We start from the raw sequence: 24,625 nt of genomic DNA on the forward strand, positions 1-24,625 counted from the left end.
GTTTTGAAAGTACCTATAAGGAATTGAAACTTCAGTAGGTTAATTAGGTCGTTTATATCGTCTATACAGTTTTGAAAGTACCTGTAGGAATAGCAACCAAAAACACAGGTGAATCAGGAGACGAAGCATCTGCACTCACTGAAGGTCATAGAAAAGTAACTTGCTGAATACGATACAATGATCGCAGAAAATATTGAGGAGATTCGTCTTGTTGAAGAAGCTTTAACAACAAAAAATATGTCAATATCACTAACATTTAGGTCTCGCTTACGGCGAGGCCTTTTTGATTGAGAGGAGGCGAAGGATGTGAACAACGAATAAGGGAGTGAGGGGAGAGCTAGCTGCCCCTCAATCGGGACAGCTAGTGGAATAATCATTGAGATCGGTAAAGCAGAGTTGGGAAAGAACTGTTACGGAGGCTTTGAAAAGCATAGAAGAAAAATCCTAGTCTGAATCGATAAGTTCGAGGCGCTCAAGAATTTTAATTGTCGTCAGAGCTGATAAGCGAACAGTCAATTCAACATTACCTGTTAAGACAGAATCATCTTCCAGGGCTTCTTTATTTTTGGCGAAAACCTCTTCGGTAACTTCGTTAACTAGTTTAAGAATTATAGACTTATCCATAAAAATAACCTCCATTCCGTCGATAGTTCTACATACTTCGACAAGTAAGGAGGTTTTTCCTACGTCTCTCAGAATTATTTTATGGAATACTCATTTACTTCGAACGTTAGTATTTTATCGAAAATTACATAGTCTTTGCGGTTGCTGAATGGGCCCTTGTTATTGTTATGCTTGTTTATGGCATAGGATGCTGTGCCTGAACCGGCTTGTTTATTTTCATACCAGTTGATAAAGGCGGTCACTTCTCCCAAGCTCAGGTCAAATTCCTTTTCTAACCCCGTTGTCATGGCAACGACTAGAATTGCTCTTTCGCCTTGTTCGGGTTCCGGTTCTGGTTTAGGCTTGGGCTTTGGCTCTGGTTTAGGTTCCGGCGTTTTCGGATCGAACGGTTGTAATGTGCTGCCGTCAGGCAAATCCAGAGCAACGATATATAAATATTCTTTCGTGTTGTTCACGATTTCAACGGAGTGTTCTTTGGACGCCAAAGTAGGGCTTTCGTACGTGATTCTCGAAGTGCTGTCATTATTGCCGTATAGTGAGAAATTGTCTGTTTTTACTCCATCAATATAAACATCGATGTCGTTTGAGCCAGTGCTGAAGTAGTAGGAAATGAATCGGAATTGTTCTCCGACGAAATTAAATTTCATCTTCGCGCCGCCCGTTTGCCATACGTTTTTGGTACAGCGCGACACCTCACAGACAGCCCATTGTCCCTCGTATGTTATGTTGAACTCGTCATACAGGAATCTTTTCCAACCGTTCTCGGGATTGCTGGATGCTTGCCCAATATTTGAAGCATATACACTTGAAGAAAATGATAATACAAGAAAGATGGATAATAAAACAGGCAGCAAGTATTTTTTCATAAGATCGATCTCCTCAAATGATTAATATATGGACATATTACTGGGTATTAATAGGGATTGTCTAAACATATGAATCCATTTATTGATAGAAATAGAAATAATTTATAAAAAATATATATTGGGTGGTGGAAAGAGAACGTTTGTCGGAGCATTAAAAATAACTAAGAGGAGTTTAGCGTCGGAGAATGGAAGCGCGATTAATGCAATGGCCAAAAACAGAGACAATGATACGGCGAGAAACCCTTTTTTCTTAGTATCAAATAAACAAGAGCCGTTGAGGAAAGAATCCCACGGCTCTTTTGCAAGAAGTAAATTTAAATTGTTTTTTTGAACTCGAACTTGTATTTCGAATTAGGATCGAAATCGTTCGGCCCAACTGGCATTATTCGATAAAAAGCTTTTTCTCGCGGCTTAACGGTTCCACTATGAAACTCTTGTAAGCCTGGGCCGTTTTGGTTTATATATTGAATCGAGATAATATTGTTATCATAATCCGTTCGAACGTATTGGAGTTGTAAATTCAAACCAAATGGGGGAGTCAACAATACATAGTATTTTTGTTCCCATTGTCCGTAGGAATTATCATAGACATACCAATCTTCGTCAGTCAAGCTTTCGAGAGGTACCCAAGACTGGTAATAAGAACCGTCTGACATGTCGTTAGCTGTTCTCATTGTATCTCCCCAACCATGGAGTGCAAACGACGAACTTGATCCAAAGACCATTAGACAAGCGACCAGCGCGATTGATGCTGATAGTTTCTTTAATCTCTGCATATTTCATGCCTCCCATTATTTCAGAATCTGAATGTAGATCCTAGTAGCGTGTATGAAATACCAAGATGTAAAAGAACTCAGTTTCTGGCTGGCCAACCATGATTGATCTTAACATACATTTTTGTCCGAGTATATAGTATTTATGGATATTATTGGATTATTTTTTTGTGTTGAAATATAGTTGGTTATTCCGGATATTGGTTCCATTTGACAGTTTTGATATAATGATGATACAGATCTTTACAGCAACTGGAGGTGGATGTAGTGGGATGGGTATATTGGCCGGAGCTATTATTGTTTGTTGCAGGCGTAATATTAGTTCTATTTGGTATATATTATTGTATTCGCAAATTGATAAGTATTCCTCGTAGAGTTAAACGATTAGAGGATGTTGTTTATAGAAGTGAGAAGCAAAAGTAACCTGTCATTGTGGCAGGTTACTTTTTTTGAACGATTCACTACATTCATTTTAGCAGGGATCTTCTTGTTAAAGATCGAAATATATTCAAGGAGAGGATTGGGGTTGGGTATTTTCGTATTTTCTCATTCACAATATGTATCATACCTTATGGTGCGTTTTTTAGTTCAATGAACAAAGCATATATGTCAGATTGACAAGGGGAGCTGCTCAATGCCAGTAAACGTAATCATAGGTGATTTATTGAATGCGAAGGAATTGATTATTGGACATCAGGTGAACTGCCAAGGGGTCATGGGCTCTGGGATAGCGAAGGCGCTGCGGGACAAATACAGTATGTTGTATCCAAGCTATAAGCAGTATTGTTCCCAGCATAACAGTCCAGATGAACTGCTGGGCAAGTGTCATATCGTCCAGGAAGGTCCTCGATATATAGCGAATCTGTTCGGTCAAGTAGACTATGGCAGACAAAAGAGTAGAGTATATACGAACTATGAGGCGCTTCGAGCCTCCCTGACTACGTTACAAGAATATGCTGTCCAGAACCAATTATCTGTTGCTCTGCCATATGGTATCGGTTGTGGCTTGGCTAATGGAGATTGGGATGTTGTAAGTGAGATTATTGAACATGTATTCGGTGATTATGATGTTATTCTGTACAAGCTATAACTGTATCGTTTCGATATTTCAATCAATACATCTTCCCACTACATTTCGATGTCAGTACTGATCTCGGAGCTGATTGACAGGTACTGAGGAGATTGTGGCTCGATCAACTCAGGCAGGTGAATGAGGAAGACTACTTCTATCTTATATTTGCCTCTCGGTACCGGCTTGTCTTCGTTATTTTGAAAAGACCATCGTTCCTCATAGCTCATCTTCTCATCCTTGTTCAAGGTTCGTTCGACTACTTCTGCGGTAAAAAGTTTATTCAACGACCAACGGTACACTTCTTTGCCAACTTCATTCTTTACGATAAAGTCGTACGGTTTCGAGCCATAGGAAATGACCAGATCTTCTCCTGCCACATTGTGTATCCCGAATTGCAGTGTTATGTAGTCCTTATGCTGCTCTGTTGAGAGAAACGTTGTAAGCATATGACTCGCCCCTTATCCATCTATATGATAAAAAAACAGAAACAACCTCATTCCTCATAGTGTGAAGTTGCTGCGAAAGATTCCACCCGAGAGTTACTATCCCCGAAGTCGGTTTCGCTTACAAATTCTCTTCCCATCTCTATCCAAACCTAAGTGAGATGTGACAAAGCCGCTGCACCTGACCTCGGTACAACGGCAGGAAATAAGTATTCGACCTCTGCTGCTCCCCCTGTAAACGATTCTACCAATGTTATATCCAAAATGTCTCATAGAATAACATTACAATTAAGCTCGCAAGTACACCAACCACCATCCAACCCCATATGTTTGTGAACAGGCTGTTTTTATACTCGCCCATATACTTCTTGTTGTTCGTTAGAATCATGATAAAGATAAGAACCGGCACCATTAGCATGCCGCCTATTGCTTGTGTGAGTACGGCGATGAAGTTGAACGGCAAATCTGGGATCAAAATAAGCAGTGCAGCTAAAACGAGACTGCCGATATAGACGAGATAGAATTTCGGCGCTTCTTTTATCTTATTGTTTAAGCTATGTTTCCAATTGAATGCTTCTGCAAATGTCCATGAGGAGGATAGGGAGATCGTGATTGCTGCGAGGAAGCCTGCGTTGAATAGGCCGAATCCGAACAGGCTGCTTGCCCATGGGCCGAACAGATCGTGCAGAGCCATAATGATTGTCGACGGATTATCCTCATTCAAGATTTCAGCCTGACCGAATAATGAGGCTCCGATTAGAATACAGCAGATCGCTATGAACACTTGGCACACGCTGCCGATAATGGTGTCAATGCGGGCGAGACGCAGGTCTTTGGCGGTAATTCCTTTGTCAATTATGGCGCTGCCCTGAAAGAAGATCATCCACGGTGCGACAGCATTGCCGATCGTGGCGACAATATACCAAATAAGACTGCCCTGAAGTAATTCAGGAACATTCCAGCTGGCAAATGCGTGACCGATATCGGAAATGCTCGGACGAGTAATGAAGGTGACGACCACAAATACCAAGTTCAATGCGCCAACGCACAGTGCCAGACGTTCCTTCGTCCAATATCCTGTGAAGATCGCAACCGAAATGACCAGCAATAAGCTTAGCAGTGTACTCAGCCATAATGGAATGCCAAGCAGCACTAAGCCTGCGGTCATACCAATGAATTCGGTCATGAGCGTGAACAGATTCTCGAAAAATAGGGAGAATATGTGATAGAATCCCCAGCCCCGCCCGAAGTGCTCGAAAATAAGCTTCGTGAATCCTTTCTGCGTAACCGCACACATGCGAACGGTCAGTTCCTGAACGGTAAAGGTGATTAACGCAAGGCAAGCCACTAAAGGAATAAACAGCCCAATTCCGAAATGAGCCCCTGTAATGACATACTCCAGCACTCCGCCAGCATCATTATCGCCGATCATTGTGAGAAGCCCTGGCCCCATTAAGGCCCAGAATAGTAAAGCGTGGCGTCTAAATCCTTTTTTTCGCTTCGAAATTAAATGTTGAAAGGTGGATAATCCCGTCTCAGCACTTCCTGCATTCTGCTCTTGCTCCTGCATGCCAAGCTCCTCCTCGTTGTGAGATGAGAATATCCTATGAGTCATATTGCAAAAAGTGCATGGGCACCTAAAATTTTGTTGTGATTTTGCAACAGAGAGGCTGGGAACAAGCAGCGTGTTGAGAAATTCTCAACATCAATTCAGTTGGACTAGCACATTTTGATCAACAGGAGAAGTAGAATATAGAAATATTTTACAGGAGGGGGAAAGGTATGAGTACAGGAGCATTTATTCTAATGGTGGTTTCAACAATCGTATCGTATTCACTAGGAATATATGTGTTGAATAAATTTCATGGGAGAAGAAAGTAAAAGTAACTTTGGTGATTCACGTGTTTTTGAAAAAAGAATGAAACAATGCCGAAAATATTCGAATATAATATAAATTCTGTATTTTATAGGTAATATTGTTTAGACAGATTCATGTTTCTTCCCTAAGATGGTTGAGGAAAATAAATCAATGGGGGTAAGAGAGATGAAAGCATCGAAGAAGTACCTGGCATTTTTAGCTTTTATGCTAATTTTGCTGGTGGTACCACAGAAGGGTTATGCAGCAGTGGATTACCGTGGAGGGATATTAGACGGAGCTAGTTTGTATCTCAATTCGAGCGAAAATGTAGGCGGTTCGCTATTTAATGAAGCTACAGATAATAATGAAGAAACAAAAATTGCGATGACAGGCCGTAATGTAGGCGGTGACCGGGATCATATCGTAAAACCGTTTACGGAACCTGTAACCGTTAGTGCAATAAGAGTGAAGGCCAATAAATCCATTAATGTCGGGTTCTACGATAAAAATGGAAGATATATTACGGTCAACGGAAAAACGTTGAATAAAATTTCGGCTGAGGAAGCAGATGGAAGACTGATTCCGATTCCTCAAACTAAAGGTATATATAAGGCTATTTTGTTTAACGATTTAAGTGTGCCCGTAGATATTTACGAGTTCAATCTCTATAACGACAATGGGTATGTGACCGAAGAATCCGAACTGACTGCTAGTGGTGCTGTTAACAGTGTAAACTTGAAATGGGATCCAGTAAAAAATGCGACTGGATATACAATCGAGCGTTCCAAGACGCATGGCGGCCCATATGAGAAGATCGCCACTGCTAGCGTAACAGAGACTACCTACACGGATTTGAACGTTGTGAACGGCACAACGTACTACTACATTGTTACTCCATTCAACAGCTTAGGGAATGGGCCAAGAACGAATGAAGCTTCGGCTACGCCACAGGCTTCAGGAGTGACCCTGGATATTGAGTCTGCGAAGGACAAAGTATTTCTGAATGAGACCTTTACTGTACAAGCCGTATTGAACAATGCAACGAACATTTACGCAGAAGATTTTAACGTGAAATATGATAAAACGCGTTTCCAGCTTGTAAAGGTAGAAGCGGCAGACCGTATGGGGTTATTCCATAATGGAACAGTAGCAGATGATACAGTAAGATTGATCACTGCAAGCTTGGGTAAAGATTATGGTATCAACGGAAAAGGTACATTGGTTCACTTTACGTTCAAAGCAATCGGTCTTGGAAAAGGCAAAATTGACGCAACAAAAGGGAAAATCGCGGATAACGGAACCACTGAGGTTACATTGACCGAAGAAAATTGCGGTGAAAAAGAGATTGAGGTTATTGGTGGGGAGTTAACGAATTTTACACTGAAGCACCTTGGTTTTTTGGGATTTAACTATACAGAGGACAAAAATAAATTGACCGATGAGTTGAAAAACTTGTTGGGCTCCACAGGCAATGTTGCGGATGTCGATCTTGTACAGTTGACGAATGCAATTTTGGCTAACCCGAATTACGATTTCAATTAATAATAGGTTTGCCGCTCCTTATGGGGGCGGCTTTCTTTTTTTTGATTATGAAAATAGAAGAGTTTCAATACCAAAATCGTCTTGAATAATTTGGAAATTGGATCTATAGTAAGTATAACGTCAACATACTAACCGGTCAGTATGTTGAGCGAAAGGAGGATATGCAATGAATTTCGATTATTCCAAGAAGGTTGAATCTTTGCGGAAAACGTTGCTGGAATTCATGAATGATGTGGTGTATCCGCAAGAACGAACGTACGAGGAGCAGCTTAGTCAGGCCGGCAGCAGATGGGAGATTCCTCCGATTATGGAGCAGATGAAGGAGCAGGCTAGGCTGGCTGGTCTCTGGAACCTGTTCCTGCCGGACAGCGAATACGGTGCAGGCCTCAGCAACCTAGAATATGCGCCCCTGTGCGAGATTATGGGACGTTCTCTTATTGGCCCAGAGGTATTCAATTGCTCGGCGCCAGATACGGGCAATATGGAGGTACTAGTGCGGTATGGGACGCGGGAGCAGAAGGAGAAATGGCTTGTTCCTCTGCTTGAAGGGAATATCCGTTCATGCTTTTCGATGACGGAACCGGACGTCGCGTCCTCGGATGCAACGAACATTGAAGCAACCATTGAACGGCAAGGCGGCGAATATGTCGTAACCGGACGCAAATGGTGGTCTTCCGGTGCCGGAGATCCGCGCTGCAAGGTGGCGATTGTGATGGGGAAGACCAATCCGAACGCGTCGGCCTATGAGCAGCAGTCTATGATTCTCGTGCCAATGGATGCTCCCGGTGTAATGGTCAAGCGCATGCTGCCCGTGTTCGGCTACGATCACGCACCGCACGGGCATGCAGAAATTGAGTATGATCGCGTACGAATACCGCTGGATTCCATGCTGTGGGAACCGGGCAAGGGATTTGCCATTGCGCAGGGAAGGCTTGGTCCGGGACGCATCCATCATTGCATGCGCTTAATCGGCGCGGCAGAACGGGCACTCGAAGTGATGTGCAAGCGTGTACGGCAGCGTTCCGCATTCGGCAAGACGCTAGACCGTCAGGGCGTTGTGCAGGATTGGATTGCCACCTCGCGTATTGAGATCGAGCAGGCCCGATTGCTGACGCTTAAGGCGGCTTACATGATGGACACGGTCGGAAATAAAGCGGCGAAAGCGGAAATTGCCATGATTAAAGTTGTCGCTCCCAATATGGCGCTGCAGGTGATTGACCGGGCCATTCAGGCGCTTGGGGCCGCAGGTGTCTGCGAAGACTTCCCGCTTGCCTCGCATTGGGCCAATGCGAGAACGCTGCGCTTGGCGGACGGGCCGGATGAGGTGCACAAGGCGGCCATTGCCAAAATGGAGCTTCGCAAGTACGAAGAGATGAAAGCGATTACGATGTAAATAGGTCAATAAAGAGTAGATGGTACGGAACGAGAGACTATAGCCTTTTCATGAATGGGGGATGGAAGGTGAACGTCAAGCAATTATTTGACTTAACAGGTAAAACGGCGATTGTAACTGGCGGCGGGCGAGGACTCGGCGAGCAAATTGCTCAAGGCTTGGCTGAAGCGGGTGCGAATCTCGTTCTCTGCTCGCGCAGGGTTGACGCATGTCTGGAGACGGCCGCTCGAATCCAACAGGATACAGGCTCCTCATGTCATGCGATGGCTTGTGACGTCAGAAATCCAGACGACGTACGGCGTGTGGTGGAACAGACGGCGGAAAAGTTCGGTCGACTCGACATTTTAGTGAACAACAGCGGGGCCTCTTGGGGCGCGCCAACTGTCGATATGCCGCTCGAAGCTTGGAATAAAGTAATGGACATCAATGCGACAGGTACGTTCTTGATGTCGCAGGCGGCAGGGAAGATCATGATTGAGCAGCGCGGTGGCAAAATCATTAACATCGCTTCTGTGGCAGGACTGGGCGGTTCGGATCCGGCATGGCTGGATGCCATTGGCTACAGCGCGAGCAAGGGCGCGGTCATTGCATTCACGAAGGATCTTGCGGTCAAATGGGGCAAGCACAACATTCATGTCAATGCGATTGCTCCGGGATTTTTTCCGACCAAGATGACCCGCGATGTTCTTCAACACGGAGGCGAACAAATAGTAAGCCTCACCCCGTTGGGGCGGCTCGGATCTGATCGCGATCTGAAGGGGAGCGTCGTATTTTTGGCATCCGAGGCTTCCGATTACATCACCGGTGCGGTGCTGACTGTGGATGGCGGCATGACAGCCATGTAACTGTCCCTGAATCGCGATCCATGGCAGGTGTTTCGTCCTTTTTATCCAGTAAAGCTATTTTGAAAGAATGAAGGAGGTCTGCATACCATGACGTCCAGGCAAGAGACATTACAGCAGGATACGATTCCCGTTCGCAAGGGCGAGGAGTTGAATGTTGCTGCGCTAGAAGAGCATTTACGCGAGCATCTCGATATTCCGGAAGCCCCATTGGAAGTGGAGCAGTTCGGGGCGGGACATTCCAATTTAACATACGCGATACGGAGCGGAGATTGGCAGGCAGTAGTGCGCCGTCCTCCACTAGGGCCAGTCGCTCCTAAAGCACACGATATGCAGCGCGAATATACGATCCTTTCAAGACTGCATCCATTTTTTTCGCTTGCACCTCGTCCGTATTTGTACTGCGGCGACACCTCAATCATTGGCAGTCCTTTCTTCGTGATGGAGCGCCGGAACGGAATCGTGTTGGATCGAAGCTTTCCATCGGAGGTGGAATATACGCCTCAACTGGGCAGGGATATTTCCGAGACGATGGTCTCGACATTGGCCAGGCTGCATGAAGTTCCTTATCGTGAAACGAATCTAAGGGCGATTAGCCAGCCAGACGGCTTTATGCGTCGGCAAGTGCATGGCTGGATAGAACGTTATGAGCGAGCCAAAACGGATGAGATCCCAGGAGAAGAGAAACTCAAAAAATGGCTGGCTGATTTCTTGCCGAATTCGCAGACACCGACTGTCATCCATTACGATTATAAGCTGAACAATATCATGTTCGCAGGCGACAATCTTACAGAGATCGTCGGCGTATTTGACTGGGAGATGGCTACGGTGGGCGATCCAATGGCCGATGTCGGAGCAGCGCTCAGCTACTGGTTCGAACCGAATGATCCGTCGGAACTGCTGCACGGCTTGGGGCATGTCCCGCTTACGGTTCGCTCGGGCTTCATGTCGCGTGCCGAATTCCTAGAGGCATATGCGTCAAAAAGCGGGCGAGATGTATCGGAGGCCCATTACTATTTGACCTTCGCTTACTTCAAGCTGGCGGTCATCTGTCAGCAAATTTACTACCGTTGGAAAAAAGGGCAGACGAGCGATGAGCGCTTCGGCCGTTTCAACGATACCGTACAGACGCTGATTGCACACGCTTGGCAGCAAGCAGAACGTGGCAAGCTGTAAACTAGATTACGATTATTGCGCAAGATAGAGTTGCGGTTCATCACAATAGGGAGGTTCTTTGAAATATGGGCAATGAGCATTTACTTGTACAAAAGATAGGGCATGTTCTGTCGTTGAAGCTGAATCGTCCAGAGAAGCTGAATGCGTTCAGTCCTTCGATGATTCGGGGGATTATCGATGCGCTGGAGGAGGCGCAGAGAAATACTGACATTCGAGTTATCTGTTTGTCGGGGGCAGGACGCGCCTTCAGTGCAGGCGGAGACGTGACGACAATGAGCGGCGCAAAGCCGAATAACGTCTATGATCATATTGGAATGATGAATGAACTGGTTCATTCCATTAAAGAAATCGAGAAGCCCGTGATGGCGGTCGTGCATGGATTCGCGGCAGGGGCAGGCTTCAATCTCGCGTTAGCTTGCGATTTGATTGTTGCAGCCACTGATGCCAAATTTGCGATGAGCTTTGCCCAAGTCGGTCTCATCTCCGATGGAGGGGGATTGTTCTTCTTGCCGCGCCTCATTGGCATACATCGAGCTAAGGAATTGCTATTTAATGCCGAGCCGATCGATGCGGAATATGCCCACCGCTTAGGTATCGTAAATAAGCTGTATCCTTTGGAGCAATTGGAATCCGGTGCGCTGGAATACGCATCCCGCTTGGCGAAGGGTCCCATTAAGGCGTATGGGATGCTTAAGAAAATCGCCGACCGGTCGTTGACTTCCTCGTTGGATGACATATTAGAACGGGAGAGAGTTACGCAAGCCATGATGGTCACGACCGAGGATCACCTGGAAGGTGTCCGGGCGTTCGTCGAGAAGAGACAGCCTTCTTTCAACGGTCTGTAGCACTTGTCGGTTTTATTTGTTCTGAATGACAAAATGGTTAGCAATGAGGAGGCGATTTCTGATGACGCAATCCCATTATGCGCACTGGCCCGCGCGAATGCCTGTTTCCATTTCAGTTCCGGACACGACGCTTACTGACAACTTGGAGGTTTCTGCCCGCCGTTATCCGGATAAGACGGCAATCATTTATTATAACAATTTTATTTCCTATCGAACCTTATGGAAAGAAGTCAATTTGATGGCTGCTTATTTGCTCCATCTCGGTATAGAGCAAGGCGATCGCGTGCTGTTATATATGCAGAATAGTCCTCAGTATATTATCTCTTATTACGCGATTATGCGATCCGGCGCTATCGTTGTACCTATCAATCCTATGAATCTCACCGAAGAGCTCTCCTACCTTATTGAAGACAGCAATGCAAGAGTCGGCTTTGTGAGCCAAGAGCTGTACTCACGTATCGAACCGTTGTTATCAGATCGTTCCCTCGAACGCATCATTGTTGCTACCTATTCGGATTACTGCTGCAATGTGGGTGAAGAAGTGCCTGACATCGTCAGGGCATCACGTCTTGAATCGATATCCCCACAAGCTGTGTCCTGGACGGAGGCCATGAAAGTAGCGACTGTTCATCGGGGCTCCTTCCCGACGACGAAGGGGAGTGATCTGGCAGTTCTCCCGTATACATCGGGCACGACCGGCAAGCCCAAGGGTTGTATGCACACCCATAAATCCGTACAAGCGAACGTGATTTCATCTGCCTACTGGGGGGGATTGACACCGGAGGCAAGGGGATTGGCGACACTTCCCTTCTTCCATGTCATCGGAATGATTCATGGCATGCACGCTCCCATTTTTGTCGGTGCAGCCATGGTCATCATGACGCGTTGGGATCGCAGCACGGCCGCCCTGTTAATGGAACGCCACAAATGTACGTATTGGACAGGAATCAGCACGATGATTATTGACTTTTTAGCCAACCCTGAACTATCTCAGTATGATTTGAGCTCGCTTGTGCTGATTAACGGTGGCGGAACTGGGCTGCCGGAGGTCGTGGGCGAGAAGCTCTACCAGGTTACGGGACTGCGATTCGTAGAAGGATATGGATTATCCGAAACGATGGCGCAGACGCACTGCAATCCGCTTGATCGTCCGAAGCTGCAATGTCTTGGCATTCCAGCCTTTGGCGTAGACTCGCGGGTCATTGACCCGATGACACTTGAAATAAAAGGGCCGGGGGAAGAAGGAGAAATTATTATAGACGGACCGCAGTTATTTCAAGGCTACTGGAATGATTCAGAGGCTACGCGGGCCGCTTTTGTAATGGTGGAAGGCAAATCATTCTTCCGCACGGGAGACATTGGGCGTTACGACGAAGATGGATACTTCTTCATCGTCGATCGAATGAAGCGTATGATTAACGCCTCGGGATTCAAAGTATGGCCGACGGAAGTAGAATCGATTCTATATCGGCATCCGGCGATTCAAGAGGTATGCGTCATTGGCATTCCGGATGAGCGCAAGGGAGAGGAAATCAAGGCTTACATCGTCCTGCGCGAAGGGGAGCGCGGCAACGTGTCGGAAGGCGACATGATAAGCTGGGCGCAGGAGCACATGGCAGCTTATAAATACCCGCGCATTATCGAATTTGTTGCTTCGCTTCCGGTTACTGGCAGCGGCAAAATTTTGTGGCGCAAATTGCAGGACGAGGCATGGAAGAAAGCCGGGGAAAAATCGAGCTCCAGATAGAAGAATCGTATCAACGATTTGAAATGTAAAATATCCACTTGTTCCCTTTACATGTCTCTATTGTTCAAGCTAACATAGAAACATATTATTCGACATGAGGGGAGAATCACGCTTGGAGCTGTCCATGAAGGATAAAATCATCAGACACAGTATTGTGCTGTTCGAATCGAAAGGGTTCAGCGAAACCTCGATTCAAGATATTGTCGACACGCTCGGCGTGACAAAGGGCACCTTTTATTATTATTTTACGAGCAAAGAACAGCTGTTAACGCATATTCATCTGCAATATATTGACTATTTACTAGCAGAACAGCAGACCATTTTTGAACGCCCGGATAGATCGTGTCAGGAAAAGCTGGCTGGCGTAATCAACATGATGATTCGGGAAATCGCGGAAAAGGGTGCCAGCGCACGGATATTTTTTCGCGAGCTTATTCATATATCGGGCGAGGATCTGAATGTAATCAAGGGGAAGCGGGATCAGTTCCGGTTCAATTTACAATCCGTCATCGAGCAGGGAATGGAGAACGGAGAATTCCGCAATGATATCCCGGCGGATATGATGACATTCGGTATCCTTGGTGCCTGTAACTGGTGTTACACTTGGTTCAATCCGGAAGGCGCCGTATCCGATGTCGAGGTTGCTTCGATCTATACGAAGATGTTTTTGAATGGTATGAATAAGCAATAGCACGTATTCTTAATTGACAATACGCTTCAGGCTGTGGAGGTTCGTGAATCACGGCAATTTCATCGTATTTATTGGCCACTATAGAGACGAGACCTCCGTCCCTGGCAAGGAGCAGACCAAGCAATCGGTGGTCTGCTTTTTGCGTGTGCAAGACAATCATCGCGTAATCGCATGTTTCGTACATCCAACTGTTTCGAAAGGTTCTACCTGGAATCGTTCATTTCCTTGTTTCCTGCTGGAACTTTAATAGATGATGATCCAGCTCTTGGCTTAAGACAATTACCTTCTCATCGGTAAGGCTTTTTCTCTCTGTTGCCACTTTAAGCAATTGCTGGCGAATTCGCTCGATTTTATCTTTCAAATCTTTTTTTTGCTGATCATCAGAATTAGACGGGGCAATAGCCACTCACCCTCTCTACTTTGATAAATGTTTCTGGCTCATTCTGACTCCTATTATGGAAAATATACCACATCAACTTTTTTTTGAATCTAAAACTTGCTGAATGTGTTCCATTGGCATGATAAATGTAATTATCGTGTTGAGGGTATTTATCCTAAGGAAATATAAGTTGGGAGATATTATGATGTTTATCGGAGATTTGGGAGAGTTTGTGAAGGGTTTTTCTATAAAATGGGACAAAAGTACAAGCTCCAATCCGCATCGCGAGATAACCAAATCGAGGTAAATGAGTTATTGCAGATCCGAATTATAGATAAAAGAAGTAACCTATGATAACATGATACAATGCGGATCAAGATAGGATAGGCATGGCATCCAGTAACTTGTGTCCGCATGTTTTGCAAGTAGCGGGAATGATTAATGACGCACAAGAGGCATAGGTGATGAATGATGGTATCTATTAAAGATGTGGCAAAGCGTGCAAACGTGTCCGTAACCGTCGTATCCAAGGCATTAAACGGATATACAGACGTAAGCGAACAAACGCGGAAAAAGGTGCTGCGGGTTGCAGAAGAGTTGAAGTATTCGCCCAATATGCTCGCCAAAAATTTAAAGCAAAAGGTCGCGAAGTCGATCGCGCTCATTATCTCCAACTTCGATCGTACCGATGGGAGAGACGGGTTGCTGGTGCAGATTATGAGCGGTGCGTTCGAGGCTGCTACCACGAACAAATATGAAATCGTGATATATACGAGCAGCTTGTCGGAGCAACAGGACAAATCGTATTGGCAGTTTTGCAAGGAGCATAAAATTTCTGGCGCTATTATCGCCGGCTTAAAAACGACCGATCCATATTTCCAGGAAATTATTAAAAGTGATTTCCCATGCGTCGTTATCGATACGATGCTGACAGGCCCTCATACGGGATCTGTATCGACGGATAATGTACTGGCTGCCAAGACCGCCATCGAGTATTTAATTGAACGTGGGCATAGATCGATTGCGATGCTGAACGGCCATGAATTTGCTGTAGTCAGCAAGCAGCGGCTCGAAGGCTATCAACAAGCGCTTGCGGAGAATGGGATAGAAGTCGATCCGAATCTGGTCATCAACGCCGACTTTTCCGAGGAGATCGCATATGAGGTGACGGAACGATTGCTGCAGGAGCAACCGCATGTTACGGCTGTGTTTGCTGCCAGCGATTTGATGGCGATTGGCTTTATGAGACGTTGCCGCGAGCTTGGTGTACGCATTCCGGATGACGTATCCGTCATAGGGTTTGATGATATTGTCCTTTCCAGCTATATGACGCCCCAATTATCGACAGTGAGACAAAATTTCCATAGTATTTCCTATCAAGCGTTCGAACAACTTATCGATATTTTGGAGAATAATTGTCCGGGAACCCACATCAATACTCCATTCCGCATTATTGACAGAGAAACGATCAAGGTGATACAATGACCCTGAAAACGTTTTCTGGCAAGTTTTTTTATTTTTAATCATTTCGAAATCGTTTTCGATTTTTTTATCTCTGTTTCGAAAACGATTTCGGTAAAACGAAAGGCTGGGAATCTGCCATGCTTAATTACAACGCAATTTTACCGGATGTAGGCGAGAACTGGGCTTTCATGGAGGAAAAATTCGATCCGCTCCGTCTCGGCAAATGCGAATCCATCATGTCACTGGGGAATGGGTACATGGGGCTTCGAGCTGTTACCGAGGAGCCTTATTTGGGGGAGACGCGCAACTTGTTCGTCAACGGAACCTTCAACAAGTTCGATGAACGGGAAGTTTCCGAGCTGCCTAATGCGGCGGATGTGACGCGGCTTGATATGTGCATTGACGGCCGCAGATTTTCCTTAGAAACCGGAAAGGTGGAGGACTACTCGCGCACACTCAATCTTCGCCATGCAGAGCTCGTGCGAACCTTCATATGGGAGAATGACGAGGGCAAGAGGATGCGATTTACATTCCGCCGCTTCGTATCGCTCGATCAGCTGCACCTGATCGGCATGAAGGCGGAAGTTACACCGCTGAACGAAGCGGTGCGTTTGCAAGTGACTTCAGGCATCAATGCGCAGCTGACCAATACGGGAAGCCAGCATTTTCATGAGGGAGAGAAGCGGATTTTCGATAAGCAATACATTCAATTATTGCAGACGACGACGCAATCTCAGATTGATTTCGTCCTGCATGCCAGTCATCGCTTCAAGTTAAATGGAGAGGCATTGGATCTGGTTCCTAAGATGGACATTCATCGCCGCAAGGCAGCGTTGAGCTATGAGATAGATATTCCTGCGGGATCAACGCTAACGCTGGAGAAACTAAGCACGATCTATACGAGCCGGGATAGCGAGTTCACTAAGAATGATGGACTAGCAACTTTGAAAGCGGTTGCGCTCGGTCGAATAAAGCTCGCGGACGCGCAAGGATACGATGCTTTGTTCGAACAGCATAAACGGGAATGGGCAAAGGTATGGGAGAAATACGATATCCACATTGATTCCGATCAATCGTTCGATGTGCTGGCACTGAGGTTTGCCATTTATCATCTCGTCGCGATGACTCCAGCTCATGATCACCGTATGGGGATCGGCGCCAAAGGTCTCAGCGGTGAAGGGTATAAGGGTCATTCATTCTGGGATACAGAGATTTTCATCCTTCCGTTCTACATATACAGTAGTCCAGATATTGCTCGTTCTTTGCTTGAATATCGTTATCTCGGTTTGGAGGGAGCACGCCGCAAAGCGAAGGAGAACGGCTTCGAAGGCGCCATGTATCCATGGGAGCAAGCTTGGCCATCCGATGGCGAGGTTACGCCGGTATGGGGGGATGTCGATGTCGTGACCGGCTTGCAGACGAAGATATGGTCAGGATTCATCGAACAGCATATTACTTCCGACATTACCTATGCCGTCTGGCATTATTATCAGGCGACAGGCGATCAGGATTTTATGGATCGCTTCGGATACGAGATGATTTTCGACACGGCCGTATTTTGGGCGAGCCGCCTGGAATGGGACGACAACAAAGGGCGCTATCACATTAACGAAGTCATTGGGCCAGACGAGTACAAGGAGCATGTAAACAATAATGCGTTTACCAATTACATGGCTCATTTCAATATGGAGCTCGCCATTCAGTATTATGATGTGCTTCAAGCGAAGCAGCCAAGATTACTGCAGCAGCTTGACGACAAGCTGGGATTGCAGGCCGCCTATGCCAATTGGATCAGCAAAATCGATAACATTTATCTGCCACAGCCGAATGCGGAGCAAATCGTACCACAGGATGATACCTATTTGAGCAAATCGCAGATCGACTTGAGCAAATATAAGCGGCAGGAAAAGGTTGGCAGCATATTTCTGGACTACAGCTTGGATCAAATCAACCAGCTCCAGGTATCGAAGCAGGCTGATATTATGATGCTGTTCTTCTTGCTGGAAAATAAGTTTTCTCCGGAAGTGAAGAAGGCCAATTACGAGTATTACGAGCCGAAGACACTTCATGACTCTTCACTGTCGCTATCCACGCATAGCATTTTGGCAGGAGATTTCGGCGACGAGGAGTTGGCATACAGCCTGTTCAGGAAGGCAACGGAGATTGATTTAGGGCCGAATATGATTTCTTCAGATGCAGGCATTCATTCGGCCTCGATCGGAGGAATCTGGAAGTGTGTTGTAATGGGTTTTGCCGGATTGCGGATGCTGGACGGCAAGCTCCACTTGAATCCTAGTCTGCCCAAAGCGTGGAGCAGGCTGGAATTCCCTATCTATTGGCATGGCAGTAGGCTATTGATCCAAATCACACGAGATGCGGTTCGAATCAAGTCTTCCGGAGCTGAGGAGATTGCCCTGACGATTTGTGGGAGGGAAATTCTTATCACGCGTGAGCTAAATGTATCTCTACATTCCGATATTGCCGATATTGGGGCAGGCTCCATATAAGGTGTTATTTCTATTGTTCTCGAATTAACGAATCATAGCCTTACGAGGCTGCTGATAATGAAGCTGATCCATGCATGAACACGCAGTGCACATCTAAAGGGAGGGTTATGAAATGAAAAAATGGGCTTGTCTATTGGTTGTGACGATGATGGTTCCGCTGATTTTGTCTGCTTGTGGCAGTGGAAAGACAGATGGCTCGGCCAAGGGAGACGAATCCAAGGAAGTCGTTGAGCTGAAGTTTACGGCATGGGGAGACGTGAACAGCGGTCAGTCCGAGGTGAAACTGGCTGAGGAATTCAACAAAACGCACGACAATATTAAGGTGAAGTTCGAACCCGTCCCCGGTGATGGGTACGGCACGAAGCTGACGACTTCTCTGGCAGCGGGTAATGCGCCGGACGTATTCCTGATCGGCGAGGGAGACTTCTACAAATATGTTGATAAGGGCGTAATTGAGCCGTTGGATAGTTATCTGGCAGAGGATAAATCCTTTGATACAGGCTTATTCCAGCAGGATCTGCTGAATATGGGCCGTATTCACGACAAGCTGTATTATTTGCCCAAAGATTTCAACCCGCTGTCCTTATGGTACAACAAAGCGATGTTCGATGAAGCGAAGATGGAATATCCAAATGAGAACTGGACATGGGATGACCTGATGGACACAGCACAGAAGCTGACCGTGAAGGACGGAAGCGGCAAATACGTAAAATTCGGCTTTAACGCAACGAAGTGGGAATATCCAATATACACCTATCTGTGGTCCAATGGCGCAGACATCAGCAATGAGGACGGGACAAAAGCCGAAGGCTACATGAACAGCGATAAGACGATTGCTGTGCTTGAAAAATACATCGCCATGTCCAAAGGGGCTAACAAAGTGTCGCCGACACCTCAAGATGCAGAAACGCTGGGCGGAGACAGCTCGATGTTCATGACGAACAAACTGGCGATGATGGTAACAGGCCGCTGGGTGAAGTCGGATTTGGACAAATCGGATGTGAATTATGGAACGGCGCTTATTCCGAAGGGGGAAGGCGGCAACCGCGCCGGTATCATTGCGGCAGCGGGCTGGGCGATGAACGCGAACGGGAAGCATAAGAAGGAAGCTTATGAATTCATGAAATGGCTTTCTGGCACGGAGGCCCAAAAATTGCGTTCGGAAAATGGATTCGTGCTTCCAGCAACCGTCAAGGAACTAGAGGAAGTAAAAAGCAAGGAAATTGCAGACAAACCGGTTATTGAAATGATGCAGTATGCGAAAAAGCCGGTTACGCTCATATCCGGCAATGGACCGATCTTCGTTGAAGAGTTCGGCAAAGCGTTAGAGAAAATTTTGCTGGATCGATCCTCCATCAAGGATGCCTTGGATGAAGCCGCAAAAGCGATTGACAGCAAGATCAAGTAAATTGGGGTATGGTGGAGCCGACTCGCTCTGCTCCACCCTCCATTCTTCAAGGAGGTTCCTATGGGCAAATTTCGTTCGGAAAAAACCGGATATTGGTTTATCCTTCCGTGGTTTCTGGGACTGCTGTTGTTCACGATCGGGCCGATGATTTTCTCGTTCGTGCTTTCCTTCAGCAAATGGGACATTATTACGGGAATTGATTCGATTCAGTTTGTAGGCTTTGAGAATTTTATTCAAATCTTTCAGGATGAGCTGTTTTACCAGTCATTGAAGGTCACCTTCATCTTCGCGCTCGTATCCGTACCGCTGTATCAAATGATTGCGCTGTTTGCGGCAATGCTGCTTAATATGCGCAGCCGCGGCATGAAATTCTTTCGCTTAATCTTCTTTATGCCCTCTGTCATTCCGGCGGTGGCCGTGTCCATGATGTGGATTATGATATTGAATCCGGAATACGGCATTCTGAACAAAGCGCTCGCTTGGTTCGGAATCCAGGGCCCTGCTTGGCTGCAAGATCCGTCTTACGCACTCGGTGCGTTAATCGTGATGGGAATATGGGGCATAGGCAATACGATCATTATTTACCTGTCAGGACTGCAAGGCGTACCTGAAGAGTTGTATGAAGCCGCGCAGTTGGATGGAGCCGGCATGCTGCGCCGTTTCATAAACGTAACCGTTCCAATGATTTCTCCTACCATTTTCTTCAATCTCATTATGGGGATCATCGGTGGCTTCCAATATTTCACGCAAGCGTTCGTCATGACCAACGGCGGACCGTTGAACTCCACACTGTTCTATAACTTGTATTTGTATAATAAAGCATTTTTGACCTACGAAATGGGATATGCATCGGCGCTATCCTGGATTTTGTTCGCCATTATCTTGATTTTAACGCTGCTTGTCATTCGCAGTTCCTCCATGTGGGTGTATTACAACGGCGATGACGACAGAGATTGAGAGGTGTCCATCAATGAGTACAAGTGCGATCAACACGAGGAAGCTGGCTAATGTTCTATCACTTGTTCTATTAACGGCAGGCTCGCTTATTATTTTGGTGCCGTTATTATGGACGATTTCGACCTCATTGAAATCGCCCGGTGAAGTATTTGGTGACCAATTCTTTCCGAATATTTGGAAATGGGATAACTATGCAAAAGCAGTAACCGCAATACCGTTCTTCACGTTTTTGGCGAATACACTGATCATCTTGATACCGGTCTTAATCGGTACCGTATTCTCTGCCGCACTGTGTGCATATGGCTTTGCGAGATTCAAGTTCAGAGGCAAGCGCATTCTATTTCTCGTTCTGCTGGCGACAATGATGCTGCCTGGCCAGGTGACGATGATACCGATGTTCATTATGTTCAAAGAGATCGGATGGGTCGATACGTTCCTGCCGCTTATCATTCCGTCCTTTTTTGGGGGCGGGGCCTTTAATATTTTCTTGATCCGGCAATTTATGCGTGGAATACCGAAGGATTTGGATGAGGCTGCGTTCGTGGACGGGGCGACTCGATGGACGATTTTCACGAAGGTCATGCTGCCGCTGAGCAAGCCTCCGCTCATTGCCGTGGCGATTTTTACATTCATGGGCGTGTGGAATGATTTCCAGGGTCCGCTGATTTATTTGAATACGACGGATAAATATACGCTTGCGTTAGGATTGTCGATGTTTAAAGGTCTATACAATGTCGAATGGAACATGCTGATGGCGGCCACCATTCTCATTATGCTCCCTGCGCTCATCGTATTTTTTGCGGCACAAAAATACTTTATCGAAGGGATATCCATTTCGTCAGCTATGAAAGGGTAATACGGGATGGGCAACGGTGACGGAGATGCTTCAATTTAGTGAGCTGGGAATCAAGTGAAATCACATCGATAAGGGAGAGGGCACTATGGCGAGCAAGATAAGCAGACACCCCTTCAACGTGTACTTGAATGCGGGGGAGTACGTTAAAGTAAACGGTACACAGGACGGTTATTTCCCTGATTTTGGGCATCATGTTGCGAATGAAATGGGCGGAGTATGGCTGCACCCGGTTAAGCTGCTGGACGGCTTCTGGCTAAAAGTTACGGATACCGAGCGGCATATTTCCGTATGGTCGAAATCAGATTCTTTTGAAAATTTGCCATGGGGAAGCCGGTTCGGATACGACCATGGCTTGGGACATATACCGGTAGAAATCACGCGAACACAGTTCGCGCCGGAGCTGGAAAAAGGATTCGTCGTTCATTATGAAATCCATAATTATGCGGATTGTAATACGCACTTGAGCTTGGAACTGCTCGCACGGACGGATCTTCGTCCCGTGTGGTTCTCGGAGGAAATTGGCATACAGGACGGAGAGGAGGATACGGCCCAAATCTTGACGCCTCGCACGGTGCTGGCAAAGGATTGTGACCATGAATGGTATGTGCTGGTCGGTACCGATCTTCCCGGGGATCAAGTGGAAACAGGCCGGCATTTATTCGGACCTGAGTTCACGAGCGGGAAAGGGACGGGGATTACATATGCCGCTGATGTCACTTTGGCTGCCGGCGAACGATTGTCTTTTCACGTTGTAATCGCCGGTTCTTATATGTCCCGTGAGGAATGCGAGCAAACGTATCGGACACTATCGACTTCTCATTCTGATTTGCTGAAGGAGAAGCAGGCTCTGTATGAACAAATTGCACAGCGCGCCGAACTGGAGATCGAAGGGGAGAGCACGCTTAATGAAGTGTTTGCGTGGGTGAAGTGGAATAACCAGTGGCTTGTTCAAACTGTGGACGGGATCGGCAGAGGATTGACTGCCGGGTCTCCGCACTATCCGTGGTGGTTCGGCTGTGACAATACGTATGCGCTGCAGGGCGTACTGGCGATCGGTGATCAGCAGCTCGTGCGGGACACGATGGGGCTGTTGCGGAAGAAGTCGAAGGAAGTGAACGGCAACGGCCGCATTGTGCATGAGATTACGACGATGGGCGTCGTCTCTAATCCGGGAAATACGCAGGAAACCGCGCATTTCATCGCTTTTGTCTGGGAAATGTTTTGCTGGATTGGCGATGTGGAGCTGCTGCGCGAATACTATCCGGATTGTGTGCACGGCTTACAGTGGCTGCTTGAAGAGATGGATCCAGATGCAGACCTGCTGCCTTCCGGTTATGGAATTATTGAAATCGCCGGCTTGAATATGGAGCTGATCGATTCGGCGGTGTACACCGTGAAGGCTGTGGAAGCTTTGATGCACATGAGCGCAGTGCTGGAAGAACGCGAGAACCACGAGCGGTACAACATGCTGTATGAACGCATCCGTGAAGCTGTAGAAGCGCTGTATTGGTGCGAAGAGGAATCGCTGTATGCGGACGCAGTGGCGGCGAAGAAAGATATCGCTCCAAAGGCTGGCGTCATGGCAGCACTGGCTGAGAAGCATGGGATTGCTGACTATCGCGAGTATATCGAAGATTTGCTCGCCCGCCAGTCTGATGAGGAGCAAGAGCGCGGCTGGCTGCTCAACAAGAACTGGGTTATCGTAACGCCGATGGAAGCGGGAATTGCCCAGGCTGATCGTGCGCAGCGAGCGCTGGCAAGTATGCGGAACGAGGAGTTCATCGGCGAGTATGGCACTTATCTGGCTGCTCTGTATAAGCAGGGCATGATGACGATCTCGACGGGAGCGCATGCTGTAGCCGAGGCTACCTATGGCAATGCTGATGCGGCCTTGGATTTGTTGAACCGGATGCTGCGCTCCTACTCCATGGTGCTGCCGGGCTCCATGAGTGAAATGTCGCCTGATTATGGCTGCGCGGTTCAAGCGTGGACGACTTATGCGCTGGCTGTTCCCGTCATCCGCCATTTCTTCGGCATAAAACCGGAAGCTTATCGCAGCCATGTTCGGCTGGAACCGGTTATTCCGACCGCTTGGGCGGGGAAGCGAATGCGGCTGCAGCAGGTTCGAATCGGGAAGGCGCTGTTCGACATATCGTTGACGATGTCCGCCGCTTCCAAGCTGCATGTTGAGATTGACAATCCCGATGCATGGAGCTTCGCAATCTTGTGGAATGGACAAACCGTAGAGAGCAGCGAGAAGCACATTCATTTGCAGATATAAGGGCATATCTGTTTGCTTGAAGATAGGAAATGTGAAATAAGCAATGAGCAATGGAAATGGGGACGATGGAACGCAAGGACAATCATGAACTGCATACATATGAGGGGGAGAATCGGATGAAGGTGGAAGCTGTCTTATTTGATCTGGATGGCGTCATTACTGATACTGCGGAATATCACTTTATGGCTTGGAAGCAGCTGGCAGCCGATTTGAATATTGAGATCGACCGCGAGTTCAACGAGCAGCTCAAGGGTGTAAGCCGTATGGAATCCCTTGAGCGCATATTGCGCCATGGAGGATGCGAGCATAACTTTACGGATGCGGACAAAATCGGGCTTGCGACGAAGAAAAACAAGCAATATGTGGAGCTGCTCAAGCGGGTAACGCCGCAGGATGTGTTTCCAGGAATTCGCGAATTGCTGCTGGAGCTGCAGGATAACGGTGTGCATGCGGTCGTTGCTTCGGCAAGCAAAAATGCGCCGCAAATTTTGCAATCCTTAGAGTTGACCTCGTTGTTCGATTATATTGTCAATCCGGACGAAGTTGCACAAGGCAAGCCGGCGCCTGATATATTCCTGCGCGGTGCTGAAGCCGTAGGCGTGCCAACAGACCATTGTATCGGAATCGAAGATGCGCAGGCTGGCATTGCCGCGATTAAATCTGCCCATATGGCGGCGGTCGGCATCGGCAACGAGAACCTGCTGAAGGCCTCGGGGGCGGATGTCGTACTGCCGACGACGGAGGCACTGACGCTCTCTTTCCTGCAATCGGTAGGCAAAGCGGAAGCAGCAAATCAATAAGGAGCCGATCATCAATCGGCTTCTTTGCTTTGTACGCCCAGCATGGGTGTCATCTATACGGTGAAAGTCCGGAATGGGGGCTGGCAAGCGCCTACCATTAG

Annotated in this window: 21 protein-coding genes; 15 read left to right on the top strand and 6 right to left on the bottom strand. The window is 47.0% G+C overall.

Features of this window, described 5'->3' with window-relative positions:
- Positions 1–444 precede the first annotated feature (444 nt).
- From BBG47_RS23165 to BBG47_RS23180, 3 genes are all read right to left on the bottom strand, one after another.
- The gene (locus tag BBG47_RS23165) at positions 445–624 is read right to left on the bottom strand and encodes a hypothetical protein (RefSeq protein WP_065293685.1); all 180 of its coding nucleotides are present in this window, start codon (positions 622–624) and stop codon (positions 445–447) included.
- Positions 625–698: 74 nt separating this feature from the next.
- Positions 699–1,490, bottom strand: a complete 792-nt coding sequence (locus tag BBG47_RS23170) for a bacterial surface protein (RefSeq protein WP_065293686.1) — start codon at positions 1,488–1,490, stop codon at positions 699–701.
- Between the two features lie 314 nt (positions 1,491–1,804).
- Positions 1,805–2,266 carry a hypothetical protein gene (locus tag BBG47_RS23180; protein ID WP_065293688.1) on the bottom strand — a complete coding sequence of 154 codons (462 nt, stop codon included), beginning with the start codon at positions 2,264–2,266 and terminating at the stop codon, positions 1,805–1,807.
- 631 nt (positions 2,267–2,897) lie between these two features.
- On the opposite strand from BBG47_RS23180, the gene BBG47_RS23185 reads away from it, so the two are divergent.
- Positions 2,898–3,353, top strand: coding sequence for a macro domain-containing protein (locus BBG47_RS23185; protein ID WP_065293689.1), 456 nt, complete (start codon positions 2,898–2,900; stop codon positions 3,351–3,353).
- Positions 3,354–3,391: 38 nt separating this feature from the next.
- Here the strand turns inward: BBG47_RS23185 and BBG47_RS23190 are convergent, their stop codons facing one another.
- Positions 3,392–3,781, bottom strand: coding sequence for a BsuPI-related putative proteinase inhibitor (locus tag BBG47_RS23190; protein WP_065293690.1), 390 nt, complete (start codon positions 3,779–3,781; stop codon positions 3,392–3,394).
- Between the two features lie 250 nt (positions 3,782–4,031).
- Complete coding sequence (locus BBG47_RS23195; RefSeq protein WP_065293691.1) at positions 4,032–5,348, bottom strand: NRAMP family divalent metal transporter; 1,317 nt, start codon at positions 5,346–5,348, stop codon at positions 4,032–4,034.
- 474 nt (positions 5,349–5,822) lie between these two features.
- Between BBG47_RS23195 and BBG47_RS23200 the strand changes: the two genes are divergently transcribed.
- The 7 genes from BBG47_RS23200 to BBG47_RS23230 all read left to right on the top strand — a co-directional run bounded on the left by BBG47_RS23200 (position 5,823) and on the right by BBG47_RS23230 (position 13,872).
- Positions 5,823–7,178, top strand: a complete 1,356-nt coding sequence (locus tag BBG47_RS23200) for a cohesin domain-containing protein (RefSeq protein WP_065293692.1) — start codon at positions 5,823–5,825, stop codon at positions 7,176–7,178.
- Between the two features lie 166 nt (positions 7,179–7,344).
- Positions 7,345–8,571 carry an acyl-CoA dehydrogenase family protein gene (locus BBG47_RS23205; protein WP_065293693.1) on the top strand — a complete coding sequence of 409 codons (1,227 nt, stop codon included), beginning with the start codon at positions 7,345–7,347 and terminating at the stop codon, positions 8,569–8,571.
- A gap of 68 nt (positions 8,572–8,639) precedes the next feature.
- A complete protein-coding gene (locus tag BBG47_RS23210) occupies positions 8,640–9,416 on the top strand; it encodes an SDR family oxidoreductase (RefSeq protein WP_065293694.1) in 777 nt (258 codons plus the stop codon).
- Between the two features lie 87 nt (positions 9,417–9,503).
- Positions 9,504–10,589 (top strand): phosphotransferase family protein, encoded by a 1,086-nt coding sequence (locus tag BBG47_RS23215; protein WP_065293695.1) that lies wholly within the window; start codon positions 9,504–9,506, stop codon positions 10,587–10,589.
- A 65-nt stretch (positions 10,590–10,654) separates the two neighbouring features.
- Entirely contained in the window at positions 10,655–11,434 is a 780-nt protein-coding gene (locus BBG47_RS23220) for an enoyl-CoA hydratase/isomerase family protein (protein WP_065293696.1), read from the top strand.
- 61 nt (positions 11,435–11,495) lie between these two features.
- Complete coding sequence (locus BBG47_RS23225; protein ID WP_065293697.1) at positions 11,496–13,181, top strand: long-chain fatty acid--CoA ligase; 1,686 nt, start codon at positions 11,496–11,498, stop codon at positions 13,179–13,181.
- 124 nt (positions 13,182–13,305) lie between these two features.
- On the top strand, positions 13,306–13,872 hold the full coding sequence (locus BBG47_RS23230; RefSeq protein WP_065293704.1) for a TetR/AcrR family transcriptional regulator: 567 nt from the start codon (positions 13,306–13,308) through the stop codon (positions 13,870–13,872).
- A gap of 217 nt (positions 13,873–14,089) precedes the next feature.
- Here the strand turns inward: BBG47_RS23230 and BBG47_RS23235 are convergent, their stop codons facing one another.
- Entirely contained in the window at positions 14,090–14,278 is a 189-nt protein-coding gene (locus BBG47_RS23235; protein ID WP_065293698.1) for an aspartyl-phosphate phosphatase Spo0E family protein, read from the bottom strand.
- Positions 14,279–14,719: 441 nt separating this feature from the next.
- Between BBG47_RS23235 and BBG47_RS23240 the strand changes: the two genes are divergently transcribed.
- The 7 genes from BBG47_RS23240 (at position 14,720) to pgmB (ending at position 24,524) form a co-directional block, all read left to right on the top strand.
- Entirely contained in the window at positions 14,720–15,736 is a 1,017-nt protein-coding gene (locus BBG47_RS23240; RefSeq protein ID WP_227774376.1) for a LacI family DNA-binding transcriptional regulator, read from the top strand.
- A gap of 116 nt (positions 15,737–15,852) precedes the next feature.
- Entirely contained in the window at positions 15,853–18,222 is a 2,370-nt protein-coding gene (locus tag BBG47_RS23245; protein WP_065293699.1) for a glycoside hydrolase family 65 protein, read from the top strand.
- 112 nt (positions 18,223–18,334) lie between these two features.
- On the top strand, positions 18,335–19,630 hold the full coding sequence (locus tag BBG47_RS23250; protein WP_065293700.1) for an ABC transporter substrate-binding protein: 1,296 nt from the start codon (positions 18,335–18,337) through the stop codon (positions 19,628–19,630).
- A 60-nt stretch (positions 19,631–19,690) separates the two neighbouring features.
- Positions 19,691–20,587 (top strand): carbohydrate ABC transporter permease, encoded by an 897-nt coding sequence (locus tag BBG47_RS23255; RefSeq protein WP_065293701.1) that lies wholly within the window; start codon positions 19,691–19,693, stop codon positions 20,585–20,587.
- Between the two features lie 13 nt (positions 20,588–20,600).
- Entirely contained in the window at positions 20,601–21,443 is an 843-nt protein-coding gene (locus tag BBG47_RS23260; protein WP_065293702.1) for a carbohydrate ABC transporter permease, read from the top strand.
- A gap of 85 nt (positions 21,444–21,528) precedes the next feature.
- On the top strand, positions 21,529–23,724 hold the full coding sequence (locus tag BBG47_RS23265) for an alpha-L-rhamnosidase-related protein (protein WP_065293703.1): 2,196 nt from the start codon (positions 21,529–21,531) through the stop codon (positions 23,722–23,724).
- A 65-nt stretch (positions 23,725–23,789) separates the two neighbouring features.
- On the top strand, positions 23,790–24,524 hold the full coding sequence (pgmB, locus tag BBG47_RS23270) for a beta-phosphoglucomutase (RefSeq protein WP_251483213.1): 735 nt from the start codon (positions 23,790–23,792) through the stop codon (positions 24,522–24,524).
- Positions 24,525–24,625 lie beyond the last annotated feature (101 nt).

It is taken from the genome of Paenibacillus sp. KS1 (assembly GCF_001680695.1).
GTDB lineage: Bacteria > Bacillota > Bacilli > Paenibacillales > Paenibacillaceae > Paenibacillus_B > Paenibacillus_B suaedae.